Annotated in this window: 18 protein-coding genes; 6 read left to right on the top strand and 12 right to left on the bottom strand. The window is 65.4% G+C overall.

Annotated features, from left to right (window positions below; translation table 11 throughout):
- Nucleotides 1-54: 54 nt before the first annotated feature.
- The 3 genes from KG104_RS05765 to dusB form a co-directional block, all read right to left on the bottom strand.
- Nucleotides 55-5313: a beta strand repeat-containing protein gene (locus KG104_RS05765; protein ID WP_207347537.1), complete on the bottom strand. Its 5259-nt coding sequence runs from the start codon at nucleotides 5311-5313 to the stop codon at nucleotides 55-57.
- A gap of 156 nt (nucleotides 5314-5469) precedes the next feature.
- The gene (locus KG104_RS05760) at nucleotides 5470-6753 is read right to left on the bottom strand and encodes a deoxyguanosinetriphosphate triphosphohydrolase (protein ID WP_104161801.1); all 1284 of its coding nucleotides are present in this window, start codon (nucleotides 6751-6753) and stop codon (nucleotides 5470-5472) included.
- A 6-nt stretch (nucleotides 6754-6759) separates the two neighbouring features.
- Nucleotides 6760-7932 (bottom strand): tRNA dihydrouridine synthase DusB, encoded by a 1173-nt coding sequence (gene dusB, locus KG104_RS05755; RefSeq protein WP_104161800.1) that lies wholly within the window; start codon nucleotides 7930-7932, stop codon nucleotides 6760-6762.
- Between the two features lie 231 nt (nucleotides 7933-8163).
- Here dusB and KG104_RS05750 point away from each other — a divergent pair, with 231 nt between their 5' ends.
- Nucleotides 8164-9618: a short-chain fatty acid transporter gene (locus KG104_RS05750; RefSeq protein ID WP_104055330.1), complete on the top strand. Its 1455-nt coding sequence runs from the start codon at nucleotides 8164-8166 to the stop codon at nucleotides 9616-9618.
- 15 nt (nucleotides 9619-9633) lie between these two features.
- Here the strand turns inward: KG104_RS05750 and KG104_RS05745 are convergent, their stop codons facing one another.
- Nucleotides 9634-10998 carry a YibE/F family protein gene (locus KG104_RS05745; RefSeq protein WP_104161798.1) on the bottom strand — a complete coding sequence of 455 codons (1365 nt, stop codon included), beginning with the start codon at nucleotides 10996-10998 and terminating at the stop codon, nucleotides 9634-9636.
- Nucleotides 10999-11216: 218 nt separating this feature from the next.
- On the opposite strand from KG104_RS05745, the gene KG104_RS05740 reads away from it, so the two are divergent.
- On the top strand, nucleotides 11217-11789 hold the full coding sequence (locus KG104_RS05740; RefSeq protein WP_104055328.1) for a TetR/AcrR family transcriptional regulator: 573 nt from the start codon (nucleotides 11217-11219) through the stop codon (nucleotides 11787-11789).
- 233 nt (nucleotides 11790-12022) lie between these two features.
- Here the strand turns inward: KG104_RS05740 and KG104_RS05735 are convergent, their stop codons facing one another.
- Both KG104_RS05735 and KG104_RS05730 read right to left on the bottom strand, forming a co-directional pair.
- A complete protein-coding gene (locus tag KG104_RS05735) occupies nucleotides 12023-12931 on the bottom strand; it encodes a GNAT family N-acetyltransferase (RefSeq protein WP_104055327.1) in 909 nt (302 codons plus the stop codon).
- Nucleotides 12931-14319: a glycine--tRNA ligase gene (locus KG104_RS05730; RefSeq protein WP_104055326.1), complete on the bottom strand. Its 1389-nt coding sequence runs from the start codon at nucleotides 14317-14319 to the stop codon at nucleotides 12931-12933. Before KG104_RS05730 ends, KG104_RS05735 begins: the two co-directional genes overlap by 1 nt.
- 440 nt (nucleotides 14320-14759) lie before the next feature.
- On the opposite strand from KG104_RS05730, the gene KG104_RS05725 reads away from it, so the two are divergent.
- Together KG104_RS05725 and KG104_RS05720 are read left to right on the top strand one after the other, a co-directional pair.
- Nucleotides 14760-16142, top strand: a complete 1383-nt coding sequence (locus tag KG104_RS05725) for a hypothetical protein (protein ID WP_207347536.1) — start codon at nucleotides 14760-14762, stop codon at nucleotides 16140-16142.
- 22 nt (nucleotides 16143-16164) lie between these two features.
- Nucleotides 16165-18132, top strand: a complete 1968-nt coding sequence (locus tag KG104_RS05720) for an FG-GAP-like repeat-containing protein (RefSeq protein WP_207347535.1) — start codon at nucleotides 16165-16167, stop codon at nucleotides 18130-18132.
- A gap of 150 nt (nucleotides 18133-18282) precedes the next feature.
- Here the strand turns inward: KG104_RS05720 and efeB are convergent, their stop codons facing one another.
- The 4 genes from efeB to KG104_RS05700 all read right to left on the bottom strand — a co-directional run bounded on the left by efeB (nucleotide 18283) and on the right by KG104_RS05700 (nucleotide 22736).
- The gene (gene efeB, locus KG104_RS05715) at nucleotides 18283-19554 is read right to left on the bottom strand and encodes an iron uptake transporter deferrochelatase/peroxidase subunit (RefSeq protein WP_104161795.1); all 1272 of its coding nucleotides are present in this window, start codon (nucleotides 19552-19554) and stop codon (nucleotides 18283-18285) included.
- Between the two features lie 12 nt (nucleotides 19555-19566).
- Nucleotides 19567-20721, bottom strand: coding sequence for an iron uptake system protein EfeO (efeO, locus tag KG104_RS05710; RefSeq protein ID WP_104161794.1), 1155 nt, complete (start codon nucleotides 20719-20721; stop codon nucleotides 19567-19569).
- Between the two features lie 32 nt (nucleotides 20722-20753).
- On the bottom strand, nucleotides 20754-21602 hold the full coding sequence (gene efeU, locus KG104_RS05705) for an iron uptake transporter permease EfeU (RefSeq protein WP_104055321.1): 849 nt from the start codon (nucleotides 21600-21602) through the stop codon (nucleotides 20754-20756).
- 162 nt (nucleotides 21603-21764) lie between these two features.
- The gene (locus KG104_RS05700; protein ID WP_104055320.1) at nucleotides 21765-22736 is read right to left on the bottom strand and encodes a DMT family transporter; all 972 of its coding nucleotides are present in this window, start codon (nucleotides 22734-22736) and stop codon (nucleotides 21765-21767) included.
- 70 nt (nucleotides 22737-22806) lie between these two features.
- Here KG104_RS05700 and KG104_RS05695 point away from each other — a divergent pair, with 70 nt between their 5' ends.
- Nucleotides 22807-23037 carry an RNA-binding S4 domain-containing protein gene (locus tag KG104_RS05695; protein ID WP_207347534.1) on the top strand — a complete coding sequence of 77 codons (231 nt, stop codon included), beginning with the start codon at nucleotides 22807-22809 and terminating at the stop codon, nucleotides 23035-23037.
- Between the two features lie 40 nt (nucleotides 23038-23077).
- On the opposite strand, the gene KG104_RS05690 is transcribed toward KG104_RS05695, so the two are convergent.
- Nucleotides 23078-23728, bottom strand: coding sequence for an alpha/beta hydrolase (locus KG104_RS05690; protein ID WP_207347533.1), 651 nt, complete (start codon nucleotides 23726-23728; stop codon nucleotides 23078-23080).
- 74 nt (nucleotides 23729-23802) lie between these two features.
- Between KG104_RS05690 and KG104_RS05685 the strand changes: the two genes are divergently transcribed.
- Entirely contained in the window at nucleotides 23803-24693 is an 891-nt protein-coding gene (locus KG104_RS05685) for an SGNH/GDSL hydrolase family protein (protein ID WP_372434150.1), read from the top strand.
- A gap of 43 nt (nucleotides 24694-24736) precedes the next feature.
- Here the strand turns inward: KG104_RS05685 and KG104_RS05680 are convergent, their stop codons facing one another.
- Nucleotides 24737-25171: an SRPBCC family protein gene (locus KG104_RS05680; protein ID WP_104055317.1), complete on the bottom strand. Its 435-nt coding sequence runs from the start codon at nucleotides 25169-25171 to the stop codon at nucleotides 24737-24739.
- Nucleotides 25172-25188: the final 17 nt, after the last annotated feature.

Below are 25188 nucleotides of genomic sequence, written 5' to 3'. Positions count from 1 at the left end.
AGGATCCCGCACAGCCACCGGCCGCACGGGATCCTCTCTGACTGCTACTGCGGATTACTGCTGATGGCTGCTGTCATCCTCCGCACTGTTTGCCCTGCGGCGGCTGGCCGCCATTGCGATGCCACCGGCCAGGAGCAGTCCGGCTCCGGCGGCGAGGAAGCCGACGGTTCCGTTGGCGCCGGTGGAGGGCAGATCCGGACGGGCCGGCTTGACCGGTGCCGGGGTGGGTTTCGGCGTCGGAGCGACCACCGAACTGTAGGTGTTGGTCACGGTAGCTTCAGCCCCGCCGCCGGCAGGAATCATTACCGGATCCGGCAGATCCGCCGCCACGTTCACGGTACTGGTTGCTCCGCTAACAGGTTCGGTAACGGTGCACTCGGTGCCGGTGGGGAGGTCCTCGAACCCGGTGCTGACAGCACCCGTGGTTCCGGCCGGAATGGTCACCGTTTCATCCAGAACCGTGCCATCCGGTCCGCACATAACCCGCAGGACGACTTCACCCTGCGCGCCCGATGCATCACCGGTGATGACCTTGGTAACCGTCAACGTCCCCGGCGCCAGGGTGTAGGTGTTGGTAACCGTGGCCGCGACAGTCTGAGCACCGACCACTGTTACCGGCTCCGGCAGGACCGTCGAGACCAGGACGGTCTCACTGGCTCCGCTGGTCGGTTCCGTGACCGTGCACTCAGTGCCGGCGGGAAGGTCCTCAAACGTCGTGGGAACATCCCCGGTCGTTCCCGCCGGAATTGTCACCGTCTCGCTCAGCACGGATCCGTCCGGACCGCACAGAACCTGCAGGACAACCTCACCCTGCTGCCCGGCGGCGTCACCGGCTATGGACTTGGTAACCGTCAACGTGCCCGGTGCGAAGGTGTAGGTGTTGGTTACCGCGGCTTCGGATCCTCCCCCAGCCGGAATAGTCACAGGGTCCGGCAGTTCCGTCGAGACCAGGACCGTCTCGGTGGCTCCGCTGGTGGGCTCCGTGACCGTGCATTCGGTGCCGGTCGGAAGGTCCTCAAACGTGGTGCTGTCCGGATCCGTTGAACCGGCCGGGATCGTCACTGTCGTAGCCAGTACCGACCCGTCCGGGCCACACCGGACCTGAAGGACAATTTCTCCCTGCTGGCCTGCTGCTTCACCGGTGATGGTCTTGGAGACCGTCAACGTGCCCGGAGCGAAGGTGTAGGTGTTGGTCACCGTAGCTTCGGTTCCGTCGCCTGCCGGAATAGTCACCGGGTCCGGCAGTTCCGTCGAGACCAGGACGGTCTCGCTGGCTCCGCTGGTCGGTTCCGTGACCGTGCACTCGGTTCCCGCGGGAAGGTCCTCAAACGTGGTGGGAACATCCCCCGTGGACCCCTCAGGGATTGTCACCGTCTCGCTCAGCACGGATCCGTCCGGACCACACAGAACCTGCAGGACAACCTCGCCCTGCTCACCGGCAGCTTCACCGGCTATGGACTTGGTAACCGTCAACGTGCCCGGAGCGAAGGTGTACGTGTTGGTCACCGTAGCTTCAGCTCCGTCCGCTGCCGGAATGGTCACCGGGTCCGGCAGTTCCGTCGAGACCAGGACGGTCTCAGTGGCGCCGCTGGTCGGTTCCGTGACCGTGCACTCGGTGCCGGCGGGAAGGTCCTCAAACGTCGTGGGAACATCCCCCGTGGATCCGGCCGGAATCGTCACCGTCTCGCTCAGCACCGACCCGTCCGGACCACACAGAACCTGCAGGACAACCTCGCCCTGCTCACCGGCAGCTTCACCGGCTATGGACTTGGTAACCGTCAACGTGCCCGGAGCGAAGGTGTACGTGTTGGTCACCGTAGCTTCAGCTCCGTCCGCTGCCGGAATGGTCACCGGGTCCGGCAGTTCCGTCGAGACCAGGACGGTCTCGGTGGCTCCGCTGGTCGGTTCCGTGACCGTGCACTCGGTGCCGGCGGGAAGGTCCTCAAACGTCGTGGGAACATCCCCCGTGGACCCGGCCGGAATAGTCACTGTCGTATCCAGCACCGACCCGTCCGGACCACACAGAACCTGCAGGATAACCTCGCCCTGCTCACCGGCAGCTTCACCGGTGATGGATTTGGTGACCGTCAACGTGCCCGGAGCGAAGGTGTACGTGTTGGTCACCGTAGCTTCGGCTCCGTCGCCTGCCGGAATGGTCACCGGGTCCGGCAGTTCCGTCGAGACCAGGACCGTCTCGGTGGCTCCGCTGGTCGGTTCCGTGACCGTGCACTCGGTTCCCGCGGGAAGGTCCTCAAACGTCGTGGGAACATCCCCCGTGGATCCGGCCGGAATCGTCACCGTCTCGCTCAGCACCGACCCGTCCGGACCACACAGAACCTGCAGGACAACCTCACCCTGCTCACCGGCAGCTTCACCGGTGATGGACTTGGTAACCGTCAACGTGCCCGGAGCGAAGGTGTAGGTGTTGGTCACCGTAGCTTCGGAGCCCCCGGCGGCGGGAATGGTCACCGGGTCCGGCAGTTCCGTCGAGACCAGGACGGTCTCAGTGGCGCCGCTGGTCGGTTCCGTGACCGTGCACTCGGTTCCCGCGGGAAGGTCCTCAAACGTCGTGGGAACATCCCCCGTGGACCCCGCCGGAATCGTCACCGTCTCATCCAGCACCGACCCGTCCGGGCCGCACTGGACTTGCAGGACAACCTCACCCTGCTCACTGGCAGCTTCACCGGTGATGGACTTGGTAACCGTCAACGTGCCCGGAGCGAAGGTGTACGTGTTCGTGACCGTCGCGCTCTCCGTGCCACCGGGGGTGATGGTCACCGGTGTTGGGATCTCGCTGCTGACCTGGACAACTTCGGTAGCTCCGGTAACCGGTTCAGTAATGGCACAGGATGCGCCCGACGGAATGTTCAGGAACTGCGCCCCTACCTCCCCTGTTTCTCCGGCGGGGATCTGGGAGGTCTCCTCGAACACGGTTTCACCGCCCAGGGTGCACAGGACATCAATTTCCACGGCGTCCTGGTTTCCGGCAGCCTCCCCGGTAATCACCTTGGTGACGATCAGGGTGCCGGGATTCTCGCTGTAGGTGTCCGTCACTGTGGCCGTGGCAGTGGCGCCTGCGGTGATGGTTACGGAATCGGGCAGATCCACCACCACGCCTATTTCAGTAGTCTCGCCCGTGACGGGTTCGGTGACGGCACAGCTGGCACCTTCCGGAATCCCCGTCAGGGTGCCCGCCGGAACGGTTCCGGTGGTGCCGGCAGTGACAGTGAAGGTCTCCTCTGCGACAACTGCGCTCTCCAAAGTGCAGGTGACCTGCAGGGTGACATCGCCCTGCTGGCCCGCAGCCACCCCCGCGATGGCCTTGTTCACGACCAGGGCTCCGGGGTTGACCGTGTACGTGTCCGTAAAGGTCACCTCAACGCCGTCGCCGGCCGGGACGGTTACTGCTCCGCCTGCCGGGTCAACCACCGTGGTGACGCTGACCTCCGTGGTCGCGCCGTCCGCCGTCTCTGTGACCGTGCAGGTGGTCCCGGCGGGAAGGCCCGGGAATTCCTCAGTGGTGGTTTCGATGGTTCCGGCCGGGATCGTGATGGTTTGGTTCAGGCCGGAGGAGCAGGTCACCTGCAAAGTGACGGTGCCCTGCCGCCCCGCACCGGTGCCGGCGATGTCCTTGCGGACCGCCAGGGTTCCGGGAGTGAAGGTGTAGGTGTTCGTCAGTGCTGCTGTGACACTTCCTGCGGCCGGAATCGTCACGGTCCCTTCCCCGGCCACCTCGACTGACACGGAAGTGGTCTCCCCCGTGGCGGTTTCCGTCACGGTGCAGCTGGTGCCGGCGGCGAGGTTGGGGAATTCGGCTGCCTCCGGAGTGAGGGTTCCCGCCGGAATGGTGACAGTGGTGTCCAGTACGGTGGCACCGTCCAGGGTGCAGACCACGGAAATTATCACCTCGCCCTGGGCGCCGTCTGCCTCGCCGGTGTTGGTTTTGGTGACCACCAGCGTTCCCGGAGTGAAGGTGTAGGTGTCAGTGACGGTTGCCGTTGCCGTTGACCCCGAGGGGATGGTGACGGCGGTCGGCACAATGGTAGTGCTGACCTGCACACTTTCATTGGTGCCGTTGGTGGGCTCGGTGATGGTGCAGGCGGTTCCCGCCGGAATGTCGATAAAGGTCTCCGACGGCGTTCCGGTGGTTCCGGCGTCGATGTTGAAGGTGAACTGGTATCCCGGTCCGCAATCGATACTGATGACCACCGCACCCTGGCTGCCGGCGGCCGGACCCTCTATCGACTTGGTAACCGTCAGCGCTCCGACCTCGAAGAAGGTCGCCGTGGCACTGGCTGCGGAGCTCAGTTCCCGGGTGTCCGCGAGGATCAGCTTCTGGGCAGTGTCCACCCCGGAGGTGGCGCCGTCATAGAGGTACACACTGCCGGTGGGAACGGTCACCACCGCCCGGGCACTAATGGCGGCCGGCCCGGTGCCTCCGTCCTCGCTCCGCACCCACACCTGCGTACCGCTGGCAACGGGGTTGGTGAGCGGCACGGTGCCTGCGGCATCTGCGAAGAGACCGAACCCGTCGTCGACCGTCACGGTGATTTGATCTGCTTCAGAGGTCACGGTGTAGGGTCCGGCGACACCGGTCACTGCGGCTTCGGCAGTGGCGGGAGTGATCGAAATATCCGGGGCGTCCGGTTCCTCCAGCGGCCCGGCCGCGATGGTGGCGTTCACGATCGAGGCAACGGTTGAATACAGATTGTTACCACCGCGGTCGACAACGTAGCCGTCCGTGAAGAACCAGATGGCTGCCTGCACGGCCGCGGCCTTGTCATTGTTGTTGACACCGGTAGGGAGATTCGTACTCGGATAATAGGTATTCAGGATCCGGTTCACATATCCGATATTGGGAACGTTGGACTCGTCCCAGGTGCCGTTTTCGTACCCGATGCCCACCCGTGTGGAGGTGCGCAGATCGATGCAGTACATCTGGGCCGTCGTGGTCCCGCCCACTTCCTGGGTATTAATGACCCCCGCGAAACCCACGGTCTCTGGCTCGTAGCCCGCCGGACGGGTGGTGGGATAGGCGTCAATGGGCCAGGTGTCCCCGAGTGGCGGCAGCGCCCCGGAGATGTTCCGTCGTCCTTCACCCAGGGACGTGATCACAATGTCGGTGCCGGCGTCCGAGGTGGGAGCTTCCCCGCGCGGCGGTTCCGGATCGACGGCGGCGTTGGCCGGAGCACTCAGCGGGGCTCCCACCAGCAGCAGCGCCAGGAGTATCCCCGCCCAGATCCGCATACGGGAAGGCTGCGGGGGCGACCCGCGGCGGCGGCGACGGACGTTGACGTGTGGCTGGTCGCTCATGAAGAGTCCCCCGTGAGAGTTGTCCGGTAGAGGTGCTCCTGCGGCCAGTGGTAACCGAAGGGGTGGATGTTACACCTCAGAGCCGAAACACTAACGAGACACACCGGGGTCCACCAGAGTTAACGGGCCTTTTTCATCCGGGACAACCAGATATTTTTACCAGAGCGCCGGAACCGGGCCCACCAGCCGCTCGTGCAGTGCCAACGCGGACCCGTCAGTGAGTGAAGCGACCTGGTCCACGACCACGCGAAGCCGGGCGCCGTCGTCGGCCGCTTCCCGCCAATCGGCAGCGAACATGGGCTCCAGGTGCCGATCCCCCGTGGCGGCCAGCTGGGCTACCAGGGCGGTGAGGATCTCGCGCTGGCGTTCATACAGCGGCTGGCGCTGGTCGGTGGTCATCACGAAGGTGGTGGCCAGTCCCTTCATGACGGCGATCTCCAGCTTGGTCTCTTCCGGAACCACCATCTCGGCGTTGTAGCGGGTCAGCGGATCGGTGCCGTAGATGAGGCGGGTGGCTTCCAGCGCGCTGTTGCAGAACCGGCCGATCAGCTGGCTGGTCATGTCCTTGAGTGCGGCCATGGACCTGCGGCTGCCGTCGGACTCGCGGACCCACACCGGATCAGTTTCGAGCCGTTTGAGGGCTTCCTCAATCGCCGCGCCCTCGGTGCCGGGCAGGTACCACTGCTGGGTGTAACCGATGACCCGGGCGCGCTGGTCCGGATTGTCCAGCCACTTGAGCTGCACGTGGCCGGCCACTATGGCGTCCTCAACGTCATGCACGGAGTAGGAAATGTCATCAGCCAGGTCCATGACCTGTGCCTCGAGGCAGGAACGGCCGGCGGGGGCGCCGTCGCGCAGCCAGCTGAAGACAGGCATGTCATCTTCATAGACACCGAACTTGGTGGTCCGGTGGCCGTTCACCAGCGGCGCATCGGCGATGGACCACGGGTATTTGCAGGCCGCATCCAGGGAGGCCCGTGTCAGGTTAAGGCCGGCCGGGCTGCCGTCCGGTGCGATGATCTTGGGTTCCAGCCGGGTCAGCAGGCGCAGGGTCTGCGCATTGCCCTCGAACCCGCCGATGGCATGGGCAATGTCATTCAACGCCGTCTCGCCGTTGTGCCCGAACGGCGGATGGCCCAGGTCATGCGAGAGGCAGGCGGCGTCGACGACGTCGGGATCGCAGCCCAGCGCATTCCCGAGTTCGCGCCCCACCTGGGCCACCTCGAGGGAATGCGTCAGCCGGGTCCGGACAAAGTCATCAGTGTCCGGAGCCACCACCTGGGTTTTGGCGCCGAGCCGGCGCAGCGCCGAGGAGTGCAGCACCCGGGCACGGTCCCGGCCAAACTGGGTGCGGTTGGTGTTCTTGGCAGGCTCGGTGACCCAGCGTGCAAGGTCAACATCGGTATAGCCTGCGGTTTGGAAAGCCTGCGGAAAGGTCATGGGTGTTTAGCCGCCTGAGATGTTGAGTTCCGCTGCGGAGATGATGGACTTTTGCGCGGCGTTAAGCTCCCGCGATTCCAGCCAGTTCTCCGGCAGCGCTGTCTTTTTGGGTGAGCCGGCCCGGCCACGCGGACCCTCGGCGTCAACGCCGGGATACGGAGCCTCGGGATCCAGCTGGTCCAGCAGCTCGCGCAGCACGGCGAGGGTGGGCACGGTGGCGAGCTGGGCGCGGAGGTCTCCGCCCACCACGTAGCCCTTGAAGTACCAGGCCATGTGCTTGCGGATGTCCCGCAGCGCCATCATTTCCCCGCCGAAGGTCTCCACCAGCAGTTCGGCGTGCCGGTACACACTGTCGGAGACTTCCTTCAAGCCCGGGCGGTGCCGGGTGTCGCTGCCCTCGAACGCCGCCTGCAGGTCGCCGAAGAGCCACGGCCGGCCCTGGCAGCCGCGGCCGATGACGACGCCGTCGACGCCGGTCTGGCGCACCATGGCGATGGCGTCTTCCGCGGACCAGATGTCGCCGTTGCCCAACACCGGAACGTCCGGCAGGGCTTCGCGCAACTCCGCGATGGCGTTCCAGTCGGCTTTGCCGGAGTAGAACTGGGATGCGGTGCGGCCGTGGAGGGCGACGGCGGCAACCCCTGAGTCGCGGGCGATGCGGCCGGCTTCCAGGAACGTGAGGTGGTCCTCGTCGATGCCCTTGCGCATCTTGATGGTCAGCGGGATGTTGCCGCGGGAGGCTTCCTTCACCGCGGTCTGCACGATGGCGGTGAACAGGTCCAGCTTCCAGGGCAGGGCCGAGCCGCCGCCCTTGCGGGTGACCTTGGGCACCGGGCAACCGAAGTTCAGGTCAATGTGGTCGGCGCGGTCTTCCTCCACCAGGATCCGGACAGCTGCGCCGACGGTCACCGGGTCCACGCCGTACAGCTGGACGGAGCGGACCAATTCGTCGTCGTCGTGCTCAATGATGCGCAGGGACTCCGGCGAGCGCTCCACGAGGGCACGCGAGGTGACCATTTCGGAGACGTACAGGCCGCCGCCGTATTCGCGGCAGAGCCGCCGGAAGGCCTTGTTGGTAATGCCGGCCATGGGAGCCAGGATCACCGGCGTGTCCACGGTAATGGGGCCCAGCTGCAGCGGCGGCAGCTCGAGCTTGAGTTCTGGAGATGAAACAGTCACACCCCCATTCTCGCAAGCCGGTGCAAATCCTGCTGCGGGTTGTGGGGAACCTCCGGCAGCGTGTCGTGCGGACACCGCTGCAGACCGGCCCCCGACGCCGATTGACAGGCCCGGGGAGCACCCCCTAGCGTGCAGGTGGCCTGCATCACAATGATGGTTTTTCAGTACTGGGCAGGCCATCCATCCGTACCCCTTCGGTTTCACTGCCGCAACCAGAATGAGGTCTCTGTCATGTCTACCGCCACCACCCGCTCGGCCGGCTCCGAGAAAGGCCTGGCCAGAGTTGCCCAGGCCCTGGCCCGCTGGACCGAGAAGTGGTTTCCCGATGCGTACATCTTCGCCCTGGCCGGAGTGGTCATTGTTGCCCTGGCCGCCCTGCTCAACGGATCCACGCCGCAGGACGTGGCGGACTCCTTCGGCAACGGCTTTTGGGACCTGACCGCCTTCACCCTGCAAATGTCCATGGTGGTCCTGACCGGCTATGTCGTGGCCACCTCTCCCCCGGTGGCGAAGCTCATCGCCCGGCTGGCGCGGGTTCCGCAGACCGCCACCACCGCCGTCAGCTTTGTGGCGTTCCTGTCCATGTCCGTGTCCTTCCTGAACTGGGGCCTGAGCATTGTCTTCGGCGGGCTGCTGGCACGTGCCATTGCCCGGCGCACGGACCTTCGCGTCGATTACCGGGCGCTGGGCGCGGCCGCCTTCATGGGCCTCGGCGCCGTCTGGGCTTTGGGTTTGTCTTCCTCGGCCGCACAACTCCAGGCCACTGCGGCGTCGCTGCCTCCTGCCCTGCTGGAAGTCACCGGCGTCCTGGACTTCGGCAAGACCATTTTCACCTGGCAGTCGCTGCTCACCTGCGCCATCCTTATTGTCCTGACCACGGTGATCGCGCATCTCTCAGCGCCCAAGGGCGAAGCCATCCGCACCGCTACGGAACTGGGCGTGGACCTGGATGACACGCCCGAGCCTGCCTCCACCCGGGAGCGTCCCGGAGAATGGCTGGAGTACAGCCCCATCCTGCCGATGCTCATGGGCTTGCTGACCGCCGGGTGGCTGGTCTCACAGTTCGTGACCAAACCGTTCCTCAGCGTGATCTCCAGCCTCAACGGCTATCTGCTGGTGTTCCTGATCCTGGGTCTGGTGCTGCACCGCACGCCGAGGAACTTCCTGCAGGCGGTCACCAAGGCAGTTCCCGCCACCGCCGGCATCCTGGTCCAGTTTCCGCTCTACGCCGCAATGGCTGCGATCCTCACAAAGGCCGAAGGCGGCAGCGGGACCACCCTCTCCGAGCACCTGGCCACGTTCTTCACCAACATTGGCGCCGGCGGAGCATTCGCCGTCGTCATTGCGCTCTATACCGTCATTCTGGGCATCTTTGTGCCCTCCGGCGGCGGCAAGTGGCTGGTGGAAGCTCCCTACGTGATGCAGTCCGCCACCGATGTGGAGATGAACCTTGGCTGGACGGTGCAGATTTACAACATTGCCGAGGCACTGCCCAACCTGATCAACCCGTTCTTCATGCTCCCGCTGCTGGCCGTACTGAAGCTGCGGGCACGGGATTTGGTGGGATTCACCTTCCTGCAGTTCATCATCCACTTGCCCGTGGTCCTGCTGCTGGTCTGGCTGCTGGGGATGACGTTCACGTTCGAGCCGCCGGTTATTCCGGCCCCGGCTCCGACGGCGCCGTAGGTTACGTCGGCAGGGTCAGGACCGGTTGCGCAGCGAGCGCCGCGTTGGCGGTGCATCGTCGGCGGGACTGGAAGGCGTCCCGCCGGCGTCGGGCGTTGCGTGCGCCGGAAGCGTCCCGCCGTCGTCGTGCGTTGCGTCCGTACCGTGCGGAATCCCCTTGATCCCCACCGCCTTGACCACCAGAACGGCGATGGCTGTGGTTACCGGGATCGCAACCACCAGCCCTACGGAGCCGACCAGCGTCCGGATTACTTCCTCGGCCAGTTCACCGCTGGTGATGCTGTCCAAGAAGGGCCGGTCGTAAAGCGAGACAAGGATCAGCACCGGAAGCGCCGCTCCTGCATAGGCGAAGGCAATGGTGTAGACGGTGGACGCAATGTGGTCCCGGCCCACCCGCATGGCCCCGGAGAAGAGCCGCTTGGCGCTCGCCCCGGGCGCCAGCTCGTACATCTCCCACACGGCAGAGGACTGCGTGATGGTGACGTCGTTCAGCACACCGAGACCGGAAATGATCAGCCCGCACAGGATGATGCCGGACACGGAGATGTTGTCCGAGGAGTTGATGAGCGTGTACGCGTTCTCGTCATCGACCCCCACCAGGTGTGCCGCATCGGTCGCCCAGGCCGCCAGGCAGGCCGTGATCGACAGTCCGAACAACGTCCCCAGGAGCGCAGTCGACGTCCGCGCCGTAAAGCCGTGCGCAAAGTACAGGACACCGAACATGATCACGCTTGAACCGATCAGCCCCAGCAGCAGCGGCGGCTTGCCCTCCACCAGCCCGGGCAGGATGAATCCGGCGAGCACCGCGTAGGCGCCGGCGAGCCCAACCAGGGCACGCAGCCCCCGCCAGCGAGCGACGGCGATCACCACCCCCGCGTAAAGCACTGTCAGCGCGGCCATGGGAATGGAACGGACAAAGTCCACGAAAACGTAGGGCGGTGCGCCGCCGCCCTGCGCCATGATGGCTTCAAGATTCAGGTAGCGGATGGTGTCGCCGGCTTCGATGGCGCCTCCCTTGGCGACCTCCGGGGGAACTTCCACCTGGATGGTGGAGCCCCCGGAGTTCGGAACCGTGTACGCCACCAGGCACTGCTGGGCTGTTCCGCCGGCATTAACCAGGGCCTGCGACGACGGACAGTTCTCCTCGCTGACGCGCTGGACCTTGCCGGTTTCGAAGGTGACGCCGTCTGCGGTGGCGTAGGGATCGGACACTGTGATGCCGGTGCGGTCCCCGGAAGGCCAGAGCAGGACCATGCCGATAACGGCCAGCAGCCCCAGCGGAACCAGGATCCAGGTCAGCAGGAGGTTGGCGCGGCGCCGGGCGGCCAGTGCTGCCGGGGACGGCGGCTCATCGGAGTGCGGGGAATGGCTGTGTCCCATGGGAGGGTCCTTCGGCTTTGGCACGGAGTTGCAACGGAGGTGGCGCGGGGTTGCAGCCCGGAGGACGGGCGCAGGAAACTCGGATCGGCATCATTGTCCCAAGTCCGGACGCTTTCTCCCAAGTTGGGTCTCCCCGGGCGGCCGGGTGCCGAAATGCCGCGGCCGGCCCGGACCTCTAAGATCGAAGCAGGCCATCACGAAGAAGAAGGAACGTTTCCATGCCACGCCAGTCAGGTACCAAGCGCGCAATCCTCGAGGCCGCGTTGGAGCTGGCGGCGGACAACGGCATCACCGGAACCACTATGGAGAACGTTGCCGAGCGGGCCGGAGTCGCCAAGGGCAGCGTCTATTACAACTTCACGTCCAAGGACCGGTTGTTCGAGGAGCTGCTGCTGGAGGGCGTGGGGGTGCTGACGGAAACTGTGCGCAGTGCCCGCTCCGCACTGACGGGGTGGCCGGCCCTGCAGGCCATGGTCCGCGCGCTGCTGGAAACGGTGGCCGACAACCGCGCCCTGGCCCGGCTGCTGGCCGCGGAGATCTTCCGGACCGACCGCGCCTGGCAGCCCTCCCTGGAACTGCTTCGCCGTGAAGTCCTGGGCGAGTTCATCATCCCCATCCGGGAGACCTCTCCCCCGGCGGAGATGGACGGCAGGCTGGAGCTGGTGGCCGGCAGCGTGTTTGGCGCAGCTTTGACCGGCGGCCTTGAATGGCTGGTGTTCAGCCCGGAGCGCTCGCTGGATGAGGTTACCGAATCGGTGCTGTACGGGCTCTCCGGCAGGCTGGCTGCCTAGGCTTGTTCTGCCCAGTGTGTTGATGGAACACCTGCATGCATCCCTAGTACAGATGCGGGGGCTAAACGTCGCTTATAAGCCCGTTATGTGTTCCAGGGACGCGGGCCACGGACCGGACACACTGCACGGCGCCGGCTCCCACACGCACAACGACGGCGGGCGCCGATCCCCGAAGGAACCGGCGCCCGCCGTCGTCGTTATGCCCCGGCAGAGGCAAAGACCACAGAGACTCTCTAGCTGCTGACGATCTCCGTAGCCGGGCCGACCTCGCGGGCCGCGCCCTTGTCCAACAGCGCCTGGATGATCCGGGCCACGGGAGCCATGGACTCGTCCACCTCCAGCTGCACCGGATACTGATAGGTCAGCATGGCCAGCAGCGATTCCAGTGCCGCTTCCTGCTCGGACCGTTCCAGCTTGGTGTCGTAGCCCAGGAACACGTCGGCGGGCTCATCGGTGCGGTTGTGCGTGTAACTCACGGCAAACGCAGCGATCTTTCCGCCCTTGGCCTTCGGCGCATCGCGCAGCACCACGGCGCCGGCGGCACCGGTGGCGTCATTGAGCAGCATCTGCTGGGCGCGGCCCAGCGTCATGTCCGCCCGGTCCCAGCCGTGCACGCTGTTGTAGAACTCGGCCACAGCCTGCGTCAGCTCCACCGAACCGGTGGCGGCTTCCTCCAGCTGGGGACCGGCGTCGTCGGAGAACACGGGCAGGCTGATCCGGCCCGGTTCCACCACGACAACCCGCGAACGCTGGATCCGCGAGAATCCGGCGGCTTCGGCAAACGCGGCACCGGAAGTGCCCGGCTCCACCTTCGCCCGCAGGGCGGTAACTCCCGACGGCGCCGTCTCGGCTTCCTTGCGCAGCATGGCCAGCAGGGTGGATCCGAGGCCGGAGCGCCGGTTTTCCCGCGCCACCTCCACGTAGACCCACAGCCGGTCCGGATGCAGCGAGGTTTCGTAGACGACGCCGGCGGCCACCGGAATCCCGTCATCCTCGGCCACGATGCAGCGGCTCCAGGGCTCATTGGAGGACGGCCGCAGCACAGCCCGGAACTGGCCGGACTGCACCGTTTCCGGATCGCCCCACAGCTGGTTCAGGGCCAGGTCGTCATCTTCGCGCCATTCGCGGAAAGTCAGTGCCATTACGCTCCGATCAGCCTCTGCGCGAGGTAACCCTCAACCTTGTCCAGGCTTACGCGTTCCTGGGCCATCGAGTCGCGTTCGCGCACGGTGACGGCCTGGTCTTCGAGGGTGTCGAAGTCCACGGTGATGCAGAACGGGGTGCCGATTTCGTCCTGGCGGCGGTAGCGGCGGCCAATGGCCCCGGCGTCGTCGAAGTCGATGTTCCAGTTCCGGCGCAGCTGCGCAGCGAGGTCCTTGGCCTTGGGAGAGAGGTCCTCGTTGCGGCTCAGCGGCAGCACGGCTGCCTTGACCGGCGCCAGGCGCGGGTCAAGCTTCAGGACGGTGCGCTTGTCGACGCCGCCCTTGGCGTTGGGGGCTTCGTCCTCGGTGTAGGAGTCCACCAGGAACGCCATGAAGGAACGGGTCAAGCCGGCGGCGGGCTCAATCACGTACGGGGTGAAGCGCTCGTTGGTGGCCTGGTTGAAGTAGCTCAGGTCCGTGCCGGAGTGCTTGGAGTGTGTGCCGAGGTCGAAGTCGGTGCGGTTGGCAATGCCTTCCAGCTCGCCCCACTCGGAACCCTGGAAGCCGAAGCGGTATTCGACGTCAGTGGTGCCCTTGGAGTAGTGGCTCAGCTTTTCCAGCGGGTGTTCGAACAGACGCAGGTTCTCCGGGTCGATGCCCAGGTTCACGTACCAGTTGAACCGGTTTTCGATCCAGTACTTGTGCCATTCCTCGTCCGTGCCCGGCTCGACGAAGAACTCCATTTCCATCTGCTCGAATTCACGGGTGCGGAAGATGAAGTTGCCCGGCGTGATTTCGTTGCGGAAGCTCTTGCCGATCTGGCCGATGCCGAACGGCGGCTTCTTCCGCGACGTGGTGAGCACGTTGTTGAAGTTCACGAAGATGCCCTGGGCAGTTTCGGGGCGCAGGTAGTGCATGCCTTCTTCATTGGCCACCGGGCCAAGGAAGGTCTTCAGCAGGCCGGAGAATTCCTGCGGCTCGGTCCACTGACCCTTGGTGCCGCAGTTGGCGCAGGCAATGTCCGCCAGGCCGTTCTCGGGGGCGTGGCCCTTCTTTTCCTCGTAGGCCTCTTCGAGGTGGTCGGCGCGGTAGCGCTTGTGGCAGCTCAGGCATTCAACCAGCGGATCGGAGAAGACCTCAACGTGGCCGGAAGCCTCCCAGACCTGGCGCGGGAGGATGACGGCGGAATCCAGCCCGACGACGTCGTCGCGCCCGCGGACCATGTGCTGCCACCACTGCTTCTTGATGTTTTCCTTGAGTTCGACACCCAGGGGGCCGTAATCCCATGCAGAGCGGGACCCGCCGTAAATCTCACCCGACTGGAAGACGAACCCCCGGCGCTTGGCGAGGGAGATGATCGGATCCAGTTTGGATTTGGTCGAAGCCATGGAATGGTACCGCCGTTCTTTCGTGTCTGCGCAGGCCGCTGGGTGCGGTCCGCTTATGGTCCCGTCCGCAGTGTGCACCGGCAGGTTGCGCGGCGAGGGACTGCAAAGGGCAAAAACCTACAACTACCAGCTTAAGGTCACTGCACCCAAAGCCCGGCACGCGGCACGGTGGGCACAGTGTGCTGTGAGGGGCAGATCACGGAAACGTGACGGGAACCATAAATTAGCCTCCGGTAATAATTAGGTCACATATTTGTTGCGTAACCCCCTACCTTCATACGATTCAGGAGCCTGGCTTAGGATTCCCTTACCTAAGCCGGCACACTTCCACTCCACCGAACAAGAAGCCGGACGGTACGTTCCGGCTGGATTAGGTTGCCTTGAAAAACCAACAAAAGAGCCACCGTGACCCTGCCGTCGGGAGGCGGACATGGCGCCTAATGGCGGGCGCCCTCGCGGCAGCGGCACTCGCGGCCGGAGGCCTGGCCGCCTTCTCCGTCACCGCCGCGCCGGCTGAGGCGATGGACCACACCGCGCCAGAGCACACCACGCCGGATATGACCGTGCCGGAGCCCACCGCCCCAACGGATCCGGGGCACGAGCACGGCGGCGACCCGCAGTACTCCACCGCCTATCTCGAGCGGAACTGGAAGCCCACCGCCTATGACACATGCTCGGCGGAACTTCACGCCGAGTACACCGCGCTCGGTCCGGACGGAAAGATCTATCCGACCTGGCACCCGGCACAGGTCATTGATCCGACCACGGGCAGCATGTGCACGTTCGGGCACGAGCACGGCGCGGACCCGGCCACCTCGGACATCTACGACTGGGTGGTGGATTACCTGACTCCGGCAGAGGCCGATGGGAAGACCGGCATACCGTTCGGCTACGCCAGCGAGGCGCTGATGATGTACGGCGCCGAGCATGAAGGCATGGCCATGCGCCACGAAGACAATGCCGGCCACAAAATCTTCCTGCAAAACAACGTTGAACTCATCGACGAGAACCGCGAATGGGTACTGGACGCTCAGGGAGCGGTTGTCACCTGCGATTTCCTCATCAAACAGCATCAGGGCAGCTGGTCCCCTGATGCCACGTCGAACAATGCCCATGAAGCCATATACGCGTCCAAGTGCTCTGACGGCACCGAAATCATTTCGACGACGCTGAGCAAGTTCGGCAATTCCAACGAATTCCACAAGAACTGCGGCGCACTTGAAGCAGTGGCCACCATGGGCAGCAAGCTGCCGGCGGGCTACGGCGGATCCCGGCAAATCCCCGATGCCGCGTGCGTTGCGGAGCATGCCACCGGCGAGGCCGCCTCGCTTTGGGGAATCTATGAGCTGTGGAAGGGCGAAAACCGGATCACAGCAGCTGACGGCACTCTGCTGGCGCATTTCGACCCGTGGTTCGGCGTGCGAAACCCCAGCCGCTACTACGATCCGGCGAACAGCGACGCCGCGCAGAACAAAAACGGCATCTCACGCCCGGTGGACCTGGCCTGGGGAGAAAACGCCGCCGCCGGGTTCCCCTGGAGCACCGTGAATTCGCTGGCACCGCTTGACTGGCAGGATCCGGCCTCTCCGTTCGACGGCGCGCAGCGCGACTTCTATCTGAACCAGAACTCAGTCACCCCCGGAACCCCGTCCGCCGTGTACACCGACCCCTACGGAACGGGCGGCTCCGAAACTGCGTTCACCGGCAGCATCCGGCAGCACCTCGTCGCAGGAACCGCCACAGGTGCAGTGTCCCTGAGCACGCAGAAGTTCGACACTGCAGCCGACTTTGGAAAGAACAACGGCGTTCACGCCCCCAACTAAGCCCGGAACGAGCCAAATTAACATGTTGTATGAAAATTCATCACCGCGGCGCCGCCTCCTGGCGGGCGCCGCAGCGCTGGCCGTTGGCGTTGGTTCGCTGACCGTTGCCTGGCCGCTGGCCGCAGCCGCCGAAGAAACGGATCCGCTGCTGGCGGGCAAGAGCGTCTGGCAGGGCGAGGCCAACGGCACCCTGGGGTTTAGCGTGAGCAGCTCCTCCTGCGACGTCAACGGTGACGGGATGGATGACACCATCCTGGGCGACTGGGGCTGGGACCGCCCCGGCTACGTCAACACCGGCGCCGCCTATGTTGCTCTCGGCACCGGAACGCCGTCAGGCGGCGACGTTGCTGATCCTGACGCTTCAGGCACCATCCGCATCGACGGGCCCTCCGTCACCGTTCCGGCCGGCGCATGGGTTGGCTGGGCTGTGTCCTGTCTGGGCGACACCAACGGCGACGGCATTGACGATTTTGTCCTGGGGGCGGGCAGCCGCGGCTACCAGCAGGCCACCGTGATCTTCGGTGCGCGGGACTTCTCCCCCGTGGATCTGGACTTCCTCGGCACGCGGGGATTCGTCATTGAGGATTCCGGCGCAGCTGACAAAACCGCAGCGGACAACTCCACCGATAACTTCGGTTACTCCGTGGCAGCAGTGGGCGACGTCGACGGCGACGGACTGGACGATATTGCGGTTGGCGACATTCTGGCCGACTACAACGGCCGGACCAACAGCGGTCGGGTTTGGATCGTCAAGGGACAAACCTCCGTGCGCACGGTCAACGTCCAGACGGATGCCGGCCGCGTAATCCGCACCATTGACGGTGCAGCCGCCCAGGACCGCCTGGGTACGGTCAGCGGTGCGGGGGACGTGAACGGTGACGGAGCCGCAGACCTGCTGGTGTCCGCCTACACCGCTGCTCCCTGGGGTGCGGAAGTCTCATCCTCCGGTGCCGCCTACGCCCTGTGGGGCGGCCGGACCGGTGGCCTGGACCTCGCCGCGATGACCGATGACGGCTTTATGATCTATGGCCCGCAGCGCCAGCGGGACCGGCTGGGCGCATCCATTGCCGGTGTCGGCGACATCAACAATGACGGGTTCGCCGACATTGCGGTGGGAGCCGACGGCGTGTCCCGGCCGGATGCGCCCCGTAACGGCGGAGCTGCCGTGATCTTCGGCTCGGCGTCGTCTGCCCCTGTCATGACGGCTCCGGAAGCCTCCGCCGCCACCGTCTTCAGCTGCAGCTCAGGCTCGGCGGATGCCACGTGCACCGACGGCGAGACGCAGGAACGCGGCTACTGGATTGAGGGAGCCGCCGACGGAGGCCGGACCGGCGCTTCCGTGGCGGGCATCCCGGACCTCAACGGCGACGGAACACCTGAGGTGCTTCTGGGCTCGGCCGCAAACGGTGAACTCTGGGCGGTGAACGGCCTGCCGAACGGCTCAGGCCGCCTTGGCCTGGCCGGGCTGCCTGCTGAGTCAGGACAGCTGCTGGGAGCAGACGTCGGAACGTCTGTCGGCGTGGCCGGAGATTTCAACAGTGACGGCAGCCCGGATGTGGTGGCAGGCGGAGGGAACGCGGTTTCGCTCTACCTCCTCTCGGCGGCCCCGGCAGCACCGGCACCTGAACCGACGACAGATCCGGCACCGGCGCCCACCGACGAACCGACGCCGGAACCGTCAGCTGAACCTACGGCTCCCGCTCCGGAACCGTCTGCTGAACCTACTGCGGCCCCGTCACCGGGCACCGGCAGCACTCCAGCCCCGGGGGGTTCAGCAGAAGAACCGGCTGACACGGGGACACCGGGTTCAGACTCTGACGGGAGCACGGAGGAGCCGGATGGAGCCGCAGCCGAGGCAACGCCGGACACCGGTTCGAAGGCTCCGCTGGCGGAAACCGGCGTGGGCAAGAGCCTGCCCTGGATCGGCGGAGCGGCAGTTCTGCTCCTGGCCGCCGGAACCTGGCTCCTCATGAAGAGGCGCAGGGCGTAACAACCCACTACAGGAACAAATAAGCAGACCGTCCGGCGGAATCCGCCGGACGGTCTGCTTGCATGTGGGGCACTGACTGCTTACATATGGGGCACTTACCGTGCCGATGGCCATTCAGTTCAACCCCATCAGCTGAACCTCAAAACCACATCAGCTGAACAACGGCTGCCCGATGTACTCCCCTGCCTGAATCCCCGGCGGGACCGCAAACAACCCGCTGCCGGTATGCCGCAGGTATTCCGCCATGAGGTCATTCTTGGCCATGGCCGACTGCATCGGGACGTAATGCGAGCGCGGATCCACCAGATAGGCCACGAAAAACTGTCCGGCGTCGAACCGGCCCAGGTCATCCGTGCCGTCGGCATAGTTGTAACCGCGGCGCAGCATGTGCACTCCGCCGTTGTGGTCCGGATGGGCCAGCGCCAGGTGTGACCCTGCGTCGATCAGCGGCCCGTTTCTGCCCGGAAGCGAAAAATCCGGTGCTGTAAATTCGTCCCCTCCGGACAGCGGGGCACCCTTTCGCTTGGTGCGCCCCACCACCAGTTCCTGCTCGCGCAGGGTGGTCCGGTCCCAGGTCTCCACGTGCATTCGGATCCGGCGCATCACCGCGTAGGTGCCGCCGTCGAGCCATGCTTCAGCAGCCGGGCTGCCTCCCACCCACACGTGTTTGTCCAGCAGATCCCGATCCTGCGCCATGATGTTGGCGGTGCCGTCCTTGAAACCAAACAGGTTGCGCGGCGTCACCTGGCCCGTCGAGGTGGAGGCAGTCCGCCCAAAGCCGAGCTGCGACCACCGCACCCGCGCCCGCCCGAAGGCAATCCGGGAGAGGTTCCGCACCGCATGCACCGCCACCTGGGGATCGTCGGCGCAGGCCTGGACCATCAGGTCCCCGCCGGTCCGGTTCGGCTCAAGGGCATCCCCGGAAAAGAGCGGAAGGTCGATCAGCGCAGCGGGCAGGCGGGAGCGGACTCCGTAACGGTCCTCGCCGTCCTTCTCGAACAGCGTCCGGCCGAACCCGAAGGTAATTGTCAGGTGCGCCGCGTGCAGATCCTGTGCTTCGCCGGTGTCTTCGGGCGGTGCGTCGTAGGCACCGCCCGAAGCTCCGGTGGCACCGACGTCGCGGCCCGCCGTCATGGCTTCCGCGGCTTCGGTCCAGTCCCGCAGCAGCGAAATGACCGATTGCCGCGTGGACGCCGTCAGATCAAAGGCCGCGGTGTGCATGTGGTCCTGGGCCTCCGTGGTGATGCCCGCCTGATGCGCGCCGTAAAGGGGCACGACGTCGTTGACCGGCGAACTGCGCTCCCTTCCCGCTGCGAACGCCCCGGCAGCACCGGCGGCAAGTCCGATGCCTCCGGCTCCGGCCGCAGTGAACAATCCCCTGCGGCTCAGGCCTCCCCCGCCGCGCGATTCTTGCGGACACATGTGTTCGCCGCCCTACTTAACGACCGCTGCCGTCAGTTTGGACAGGGGCTCGCTGAGCGAGTCCACGGCCGCACTGAGTTCCTGGATCTGCTCGTCCGTCAGCTCGGTGTAGAGCTTGAAACCGTCGTCCACCCGGTACTGGTCCAGCAGTTCCTGGAGCGCTGCAAAGTTCTCCTCGAGCGCTGCGTCGAGGTCGCCGTCGTTCTCGGCCAGCAGCGGCTTCAGATCCTCGTAGGCAATCCGGGCGCCGTCCACGTTGGCCTGGAAATCCCAAAGGTCGGTATGGGAGAAGAACTCCTCTTCACCGGTCACCTTGCCGGTGGCCACTTCATCCAACAGCTCTTTGGCGCCGTTGGCCAGCTTGTCCGCCGTAAAGGTCAGTTCCTGGGTGCGGCTGAACAGCTCCTCCGTGTCCGCCACCATCTTGTCCGCAATGTAGCTGCGCTCTTCCGCGGTCATCTTGGTGTAATCAACGGGGGCCCAGAGGTCCTTTTCGGCCCGGTGCCAGCCGGTGAATTCATCGCCCTCTTCAAGATCGGCTTCCCGTGCGTCCAGGATCGGGTCCAGGTCTCCGAAGGATTCCGCCACGGGTTCGATGCGCTCCCAGTGCATGCGGACCTGCGGGTAGAGGGCGCGCGCCGTCTCTTCCTCGCCGGCTGCAAATGCGGCTGCGAACTCCCGGGTACCTTCCACGAGCTGGGCCGCCTGGTCCTTGACGTATGCCGCGTACAGGTTGACGGCGGTGTCCTGCAGTTCGGCGCGGTCGGCGCTGATTTCCTGTCCCGCCGGTGCTTCCGTGACGGTGAAGGCGGAACGGATGCCATCCCCCACCATCCCGGGCTTGCACGCAGTGAAGTACTTGCCTTCGGGTGCCATGACCACCAGATCGCGGGTGAGGCCGGGGCCGATGTTTTCCACTTCACCGACGATCCGCAGCCCGTCCTCTGCCAGGAGATAGAACTCGGTGACTTCATCGCCGTCGTTGGTGACATCGAAGCGGATGGTTCCGCCGGGGGCGGTATCCGTTGCGACCGAGCAGTCATCGGCGGTGCTGCTCACGGCGATGCCGCCGCCGTCACCGGCAGCAGTGTTATCGGTGCAGCCGCTGAGTGCCAGGGCGGCAACGGCCAGCAGCACGGCCGGCGCAAGTGAGGGGTGTGCCTTCATGGTTATTCCTTAGGGTGCTGTCGGCAGCGGAATCAGGCTGCCGTCACGGGCCGGGACGCGGTCGTGTCCCGGCGGGAACCGCTGCGGTGAACGCTGCGGAAGTAAAGCCACATCACCGGGATGACGTACAGCGTCCATGCCGTTGCTTCAAGCCAGGTGGTGGCGGGAGAGAAGTTGAAGACGCCCTTGAGCAGCGTGGCCAGCCAGCCGCTGGGAGCGATGATGTGCGAAACATCGAAGGCCAGGGAGTTCAGCCCGGGCAGCACGCGTGCTTCCTGCAGGTCATGGACGCCATAGGCCAGGACGCCGCCGGCAACGATGATGAGGGCTGCTCCGGTCCAGGTGAAGAAGCGGCTGAGGTTGATGCGCAGGGCACCCTTGTGCAGGAGCATGCCCAGGGCAACCGCCACGGCAAGGCCAAGGAAGGCGCCGAGGATCGGCTCCCAGGTTTGCCCGGTGGCGCGGGCTGCCGCCCAAATGAACAGTGCGGTTTCCAGTCCTTCACGGCCAACGGCCAGCGCCGCCACCAGGACCAGCCCCCAGGCTTTGCCGTCTGATGCGCGGTCCACCTGGGTCCGCAGTTCGGTGCCGAGCGACCGTGAGGCTTTGGCCATCCAGAAGACCATCCAGGTCACAAATCCCACGGCCACGATGGACAGGCTGCCGCCGATGATTTCCTGTGCCTCAAACGTCAGCCCCCGGGGTCCGAAGGTCAGAAGCGCACCGAAGCCCAGGGACACCGCCACGGCGACGGCGATCCCGGCGTAGATGCGGGGAATCAGCGCCGTACGGCCGCTCTTCTTTAGATAGGCGAGGAGCAGGACAACAATGAGGACAGCCTCAAGTCCTTCACGGAGTCCGATGAGGAAATTACCGGTCATTGCGCACCTTGGTCAGGGCCAGCGCAGCCGTCTGTCCAACCGCTGCGGAGGCAAAATAATTACGCAACGGAAGTGTGCGCTATTAGACCTTAGCTTAGGCTTGGCTAAGTTACGCTTTTATTTCGAAGGGGCCCCGCAGGGTGCACCTGGCACGCCGCAGCGTCACCGCCGGCGCAGCACTCCGGGCATGTTCCAGGGCAGCGTGGCGACCACAATGGCGGCCAGCGTCAGCGCGGTACCCAGCACCGTGGCCGCGACGACGACGGAGCCCGGCGCCGGCAGGAAGATGTCCAGCAGCAGCGAACCCACCAACTGCCCGCCGATCATGCCCAGGCTGGTCAGCAGCACGCCCAGACTGCGCACCAGCAGGGCGCTCAGCCCAATGAAAACGCAGCCCAGCGGACCGCCCAGATACAGGTACCACTCCCCCGGCAGCGGATTTCCGAAACCGGACACGGCCACCTTTATCAGCCAGCAGACCAGCAGGACGGCAGCACCGGAGATGAAGTTCACCAGGGTTGCGGTGATCGGTGTTCCGTAATGCATGCCCGTGGTGCCGTTCATGGCCTGCTGGAAACTCATCAGCATGCCCGCGGTCAGAGGCAGCAGCACCGGCAGCAGCAGGTCACCGGCCGAGGATGTTCCGCTGAGCTTGGGGCTCACGGCCCACGCGACGGCGGCGATGGTCAGCACAGCGCCAACCACCCGCATCACCGTCAGGGCTTTCTTTCCCGCCGGTCCAATGCCCAGGCGGTCCACCACCAGCCCGGTCATGGTTTGGCCGGCGACGGCGGCAACGGTAAACACGGCAACGCCCAGGACTGCCACGGTGAGGGTTTGGGACAGCACGAAATAGCCGCCAATGGCTCCGGCCAGCACGTAATAGCGCGGAAAACGGCGCTCGCGCAGGGCCGGAAGGAGCTGGGCGGCACCGGCGCGCCCCCGCGGCAGCAGCGCCGAAATCAGGATCATGACCACCAGCCCCACGGAGAAGCTGATGAGGGCTGCAGCCAGCCCGTCGTCGATCCTTTCGCGCAGCGCACCGTTGACGCGCGCCTGCGCGGGAATGGCCGTCCCGGCCAGGACAGCAAGGGGAAGACCGATCAGCGGATTGATTCGCACAGCGTTTGGCACGGACTTACCCTACGGCAGGGCGGGCGTAAGGCCGGAATCGGCCCCGGACAATTTCCGGCAGAATGGACACATGAGTAATACCGATCCCCAAGACCTTCCCATCCGCGACGAAATGATCCGCCTGGGCCAGCTGCTCAAGCTTGCCAGCCTGGCCGAAGACGGCATCGAGGCCAAGCAGCTGATTGAAGACGGCCTGGTGCAGGTCAACGGCGAGATCGAGGAGCGCCGGGGCCGCCAGCTGCACCCCGGCGATGTCATCTCCGTCAACGGCGAAGCCATCCGGATCGTCACCGAAGACTAACCCTTCTCCGGCGGGCCGGCCGGCCTTCTTCCGGTGCGGATCAGCCCTTGAGCACCAGGTGGGTGAGGAACTCCTTCACATGCCCCAGTTCCTGCATGTTGATGCCGTGTCCCATGTTCGAATAAAGGATCTTGGTCAGCGCCGTGTGCTCGTTCAGCCAGGCGTGGGTGAATTCGATGCGCGGCGCGTCGATCACCGGATCCGCCTGGTCCCGGCCCCAGAAGAACGGCACGCCGCCGGCGGTGAGCTCGTCGTCGTGGAAGAACGGATTTCCTTCAGCGGGAACCACAAAGCCGGAGAGCCCGACGACGGCGGCAAAGTCCGCGGGGCGGTGGCGCAGCAGCGTGCTGGCCACGGCCATGCCCATGGAAAAGCCCAGCAGGGAAACACTGCTGTGCACGTCCTTGACGCTGTCCAGCCAGCCGGCAACGTCGTCGACCGCGTCCACCACGCGCTCCACGGAAAAGTCCGCGTCGTTCATCAGCGGAAACCAGGTGTAGCCGGGGCCAAGGGCCTGCGGTGCGCGGACCGAGGCGATGGTGAACTCTGAGGGCAGGTAATCCGCCAGCCCCATCAGGTCTTCCTCATTGGCGAGGTAACCGTGGAAAAGGACCAGCAGCGGCGTACCGGGCCGCTCGGCTTCCGGCTTGGACCAAAGGACAGTGGGATTCCAGGGAGCAGTTTTAGGCATGATATTCATTCTGGCACGGCCTGTTCGCGAACCTACGGTCGCGTAGCCAGCCCTCTCCTTGACAGGATGAACTGGTGACTTCTCCTTCGATCCCCGAAACCTCGTCCACGCCGGCAGCCGGAACGTCCGGCCCTGCCCCGGAACCCGCTGCAGGCGGGGAATCCGCGGTTCATCCCTGGACCCGTTATGTGGCCATCGGGGACTCCTTTACCGAGGGAATCGGCGATCCCAATCCCCGGAGCCCCGGCGGGCACCGCGGCTGGGCGGACCGTGTGGCCGAGGAACTGGCACGCACCCGCGACGGCTTCGCCTACGCCAACCTGGCCATTCGGGGGCGGCTGCTGAACAAGATTATTGAGGAACAGCTGGAGCCGGCGATCGAACTGCATCCGGATTTGATCACCATCTGCGCCGGCGGAAATGACGTCATCCGCCCCGGCGGCGACCCCGACAAGCTGGCCGAGAAGATGGATGCTGCAGTGGACCGGCTCGTCTCCAGCGGCGCCACGGTGGTGCTCTTCACCGGGCCGGATCTTGGTGCCACGCCGGTGATCGGCAGTGTTCGCGGCCGCGTGGCCGTCTACAACGAGAACCTCCGGACCGTTGCCGCCAGGCACGACGCCGTGATCGCGGACATGTGGGCACTGCGCCAGCTGAGCAACCGGGAGATGTGGGCGCCGGACCGGCTGCATTTCTCACCGCTGGGCCACCACACGATCGCGGCAATGGTGCTGGAAACTCTCGCCGTTCCGCACACGCTGGAGCCCCTGGAGCCCAAGCCCATGCCGGTGAAGAACTGGAGGACGGCCCGCACCGAGGACCTGACCTGGGCCCGTGAGTACTTCATGCCGTGGGTGGTCCGGCGGGTGCGCCACCAGTCCTCCGGCGACGGCATTTCCGCCAAGCGTCCCGACGCCGGACCCATGTTTGGCGGTCCCGGCATGCCTCCGGGTTCGGCCGACTAAGCGGACGCCCGACCGGCCAGGCACTTTGGGCGGGCCGGCTCATTCAGCCTGCCAAGCCCCTTTCGGCCAGCGAAATCAGGTTCGCCAAATGGTCGGCCCATTCTTCGGTGTGGGTGCGGGCCACGTCGGCGCCCCCTGCCAGACCGCCCAGTCCGCTTTCGGTGACAACGACGTCGGTGTAATCCGTTTCAGGGTCCGGTCCCGGTGATGCAGCCAGCTGAATGCTCACCACCGTGTGCGCATTCCAGTCGGGCATTCTCCAGCGGAAGGACAGCAGCCGGTCCCGCGCCACCGCCAGCACTGTGCCCGAAGCTCGCTGCTCGCCGTCGTCGTCGGCCGCCCGTTCCGCCAGCGGCGACCCGGGGCTGGCCGTGAACTCCATTTCCGGCCACCACGCCGCACGGTTGTCCACCAGCGTGTGCCAGAGCTGCGCCGGGGAACACTGTGCCTGCGCCGCCACGCGAATCGAATCACCCATGGGGTTGTTTCTTCCAC

Origin of the sequence: Arthrobacter sunyaminii, from assembly GCF_018866305.1 — a bacterium.
In the GTDB taxonomy this organism is placed as follows: Bacteria; Actinomycetota; Actinomycetes; order Actinomycetales; family Micrococcaceae; genus Arthrobacter_B; species Arthrobacter_B sunyaminii.
The sequence above is the reverse complement of the archived record's forward strand: the minus strand, read 5'-3'. Positions and strand labels throughout refer to the sequence as shown.

What these genes read in the sequence shown, in the direction of transcription:
- KG104_RS05760 (WP_104161801.1), bottom strand. Translation starts at nt 6,753, where the DNA reads ATGACCTTTCCGCAGGCTTTCCAAACCGCAGGCTATACCGATGTTGAC.
- KG104_RS05765 (WP_207347537.1), bottom strand. Translation starts at nt 5,313, where the DNA reads ATGAGCGACCAGCCACACGTCAACGTCCGTCGCCGCCGCCGCGGGTCG.
- KG104_RS05735 (WP_104055327.1), bottom strand. Translation starts at nt 12,931, where the DNA reads ATGGCACTGACTTTCCGCGAATGGCGCGAAGATGACGACCTGGCCCTG.
- KG104_RS05720 (WP_207347535.1), top strand. Translation starts at nt 16,165, where the DNA reads ATGTTGTATGAAAATTCATCACCGCGGCGCCGCCTCCTGGCGGGCGCC.
- KG104_RS05740 (WP_104055328.1), top strand. Translation starts at nt 11,217, where the DNA reads ATGCCACGCCAGTCAGGTACCAAGCGCGCAATCCTCGAGGCCGCGTTG.
- efeO (WP_104161794.1), bottom strand. Translation starts at nt 20,721, where the DNA reads ATGAAGGCACACCCCTCACTTGCGCCGGCCGTGCTGCTGGCCGTTGCC.
- KG104_RS05725 (WP_207347536.1), top strand. Translation starts at nt 14,760, where the DNA reads ATGGCGGGCGCCCTCGCGGCAGCGGCACTCGCGGCCGGAGGCCTGGCC.
- KG104_RS05695 (WP_207347534.1), top strand. Translation starts at nt 22,807, where the DNA reads ATGAGTAATACCGATCCCCAAGACCTTCCCATCCGCGACGAAATGATC.
- KG104_RS05745 (WP_104161798.1), bottom strand. Translation starts at nt 10,998, where the DNA reads ATGGGACACAGCCATTCCCCGCACTCCGATGAGCCGCCGTCCCCGGCA.
- KG104_RS05680 (WP_104055317.1), bottom strand. Translation starts at nt 25,171, where the DNA reads ATGGGTGATTCGATTCGCGTGGCGGCGCAGGCACAGTGTTCCCCGGCG.
- KG104_RS05750 (WP_104055330.1), top strand. Translation starts at nt 8,164, where the DNA reads ATGTCTACCGCCACCACCCGCTCGGCCGGCTCCGAGAAAGGCCTGGCC.
- KG104_RS05730 (WP_104055326.1), bottom strand. Translation starts at nt 14,319, where the DNA reads ATGGCTTCGACCAAATCCAAACTGGATCCGATCATCTCCCTCGCCAAG.
- KG104_RS05690 (WP_207347533.1), bottom strand. Translation starts at nt 23,728, where the DNA reads ATGCCTAAAACTGCTCCCTGGAATCCCACTGTCCTTTGGTCCAAGCCG.
- efeB (WP_104161795.1), bottom strand. Translation starts at nt 19,554, where the DNA reads ATGTGTCCGCAAGAATCGCGCGGCGGGGGAGGCCTGAGCCGCAGGGGA.
- efeU (WP_104055321.1), bottom strand. Translation starts at nt 21,602, where the DNA reads ATGACCGGTAATTTCCTCATCGGACTCCGTGAAGGACTTGAGGCTGTC.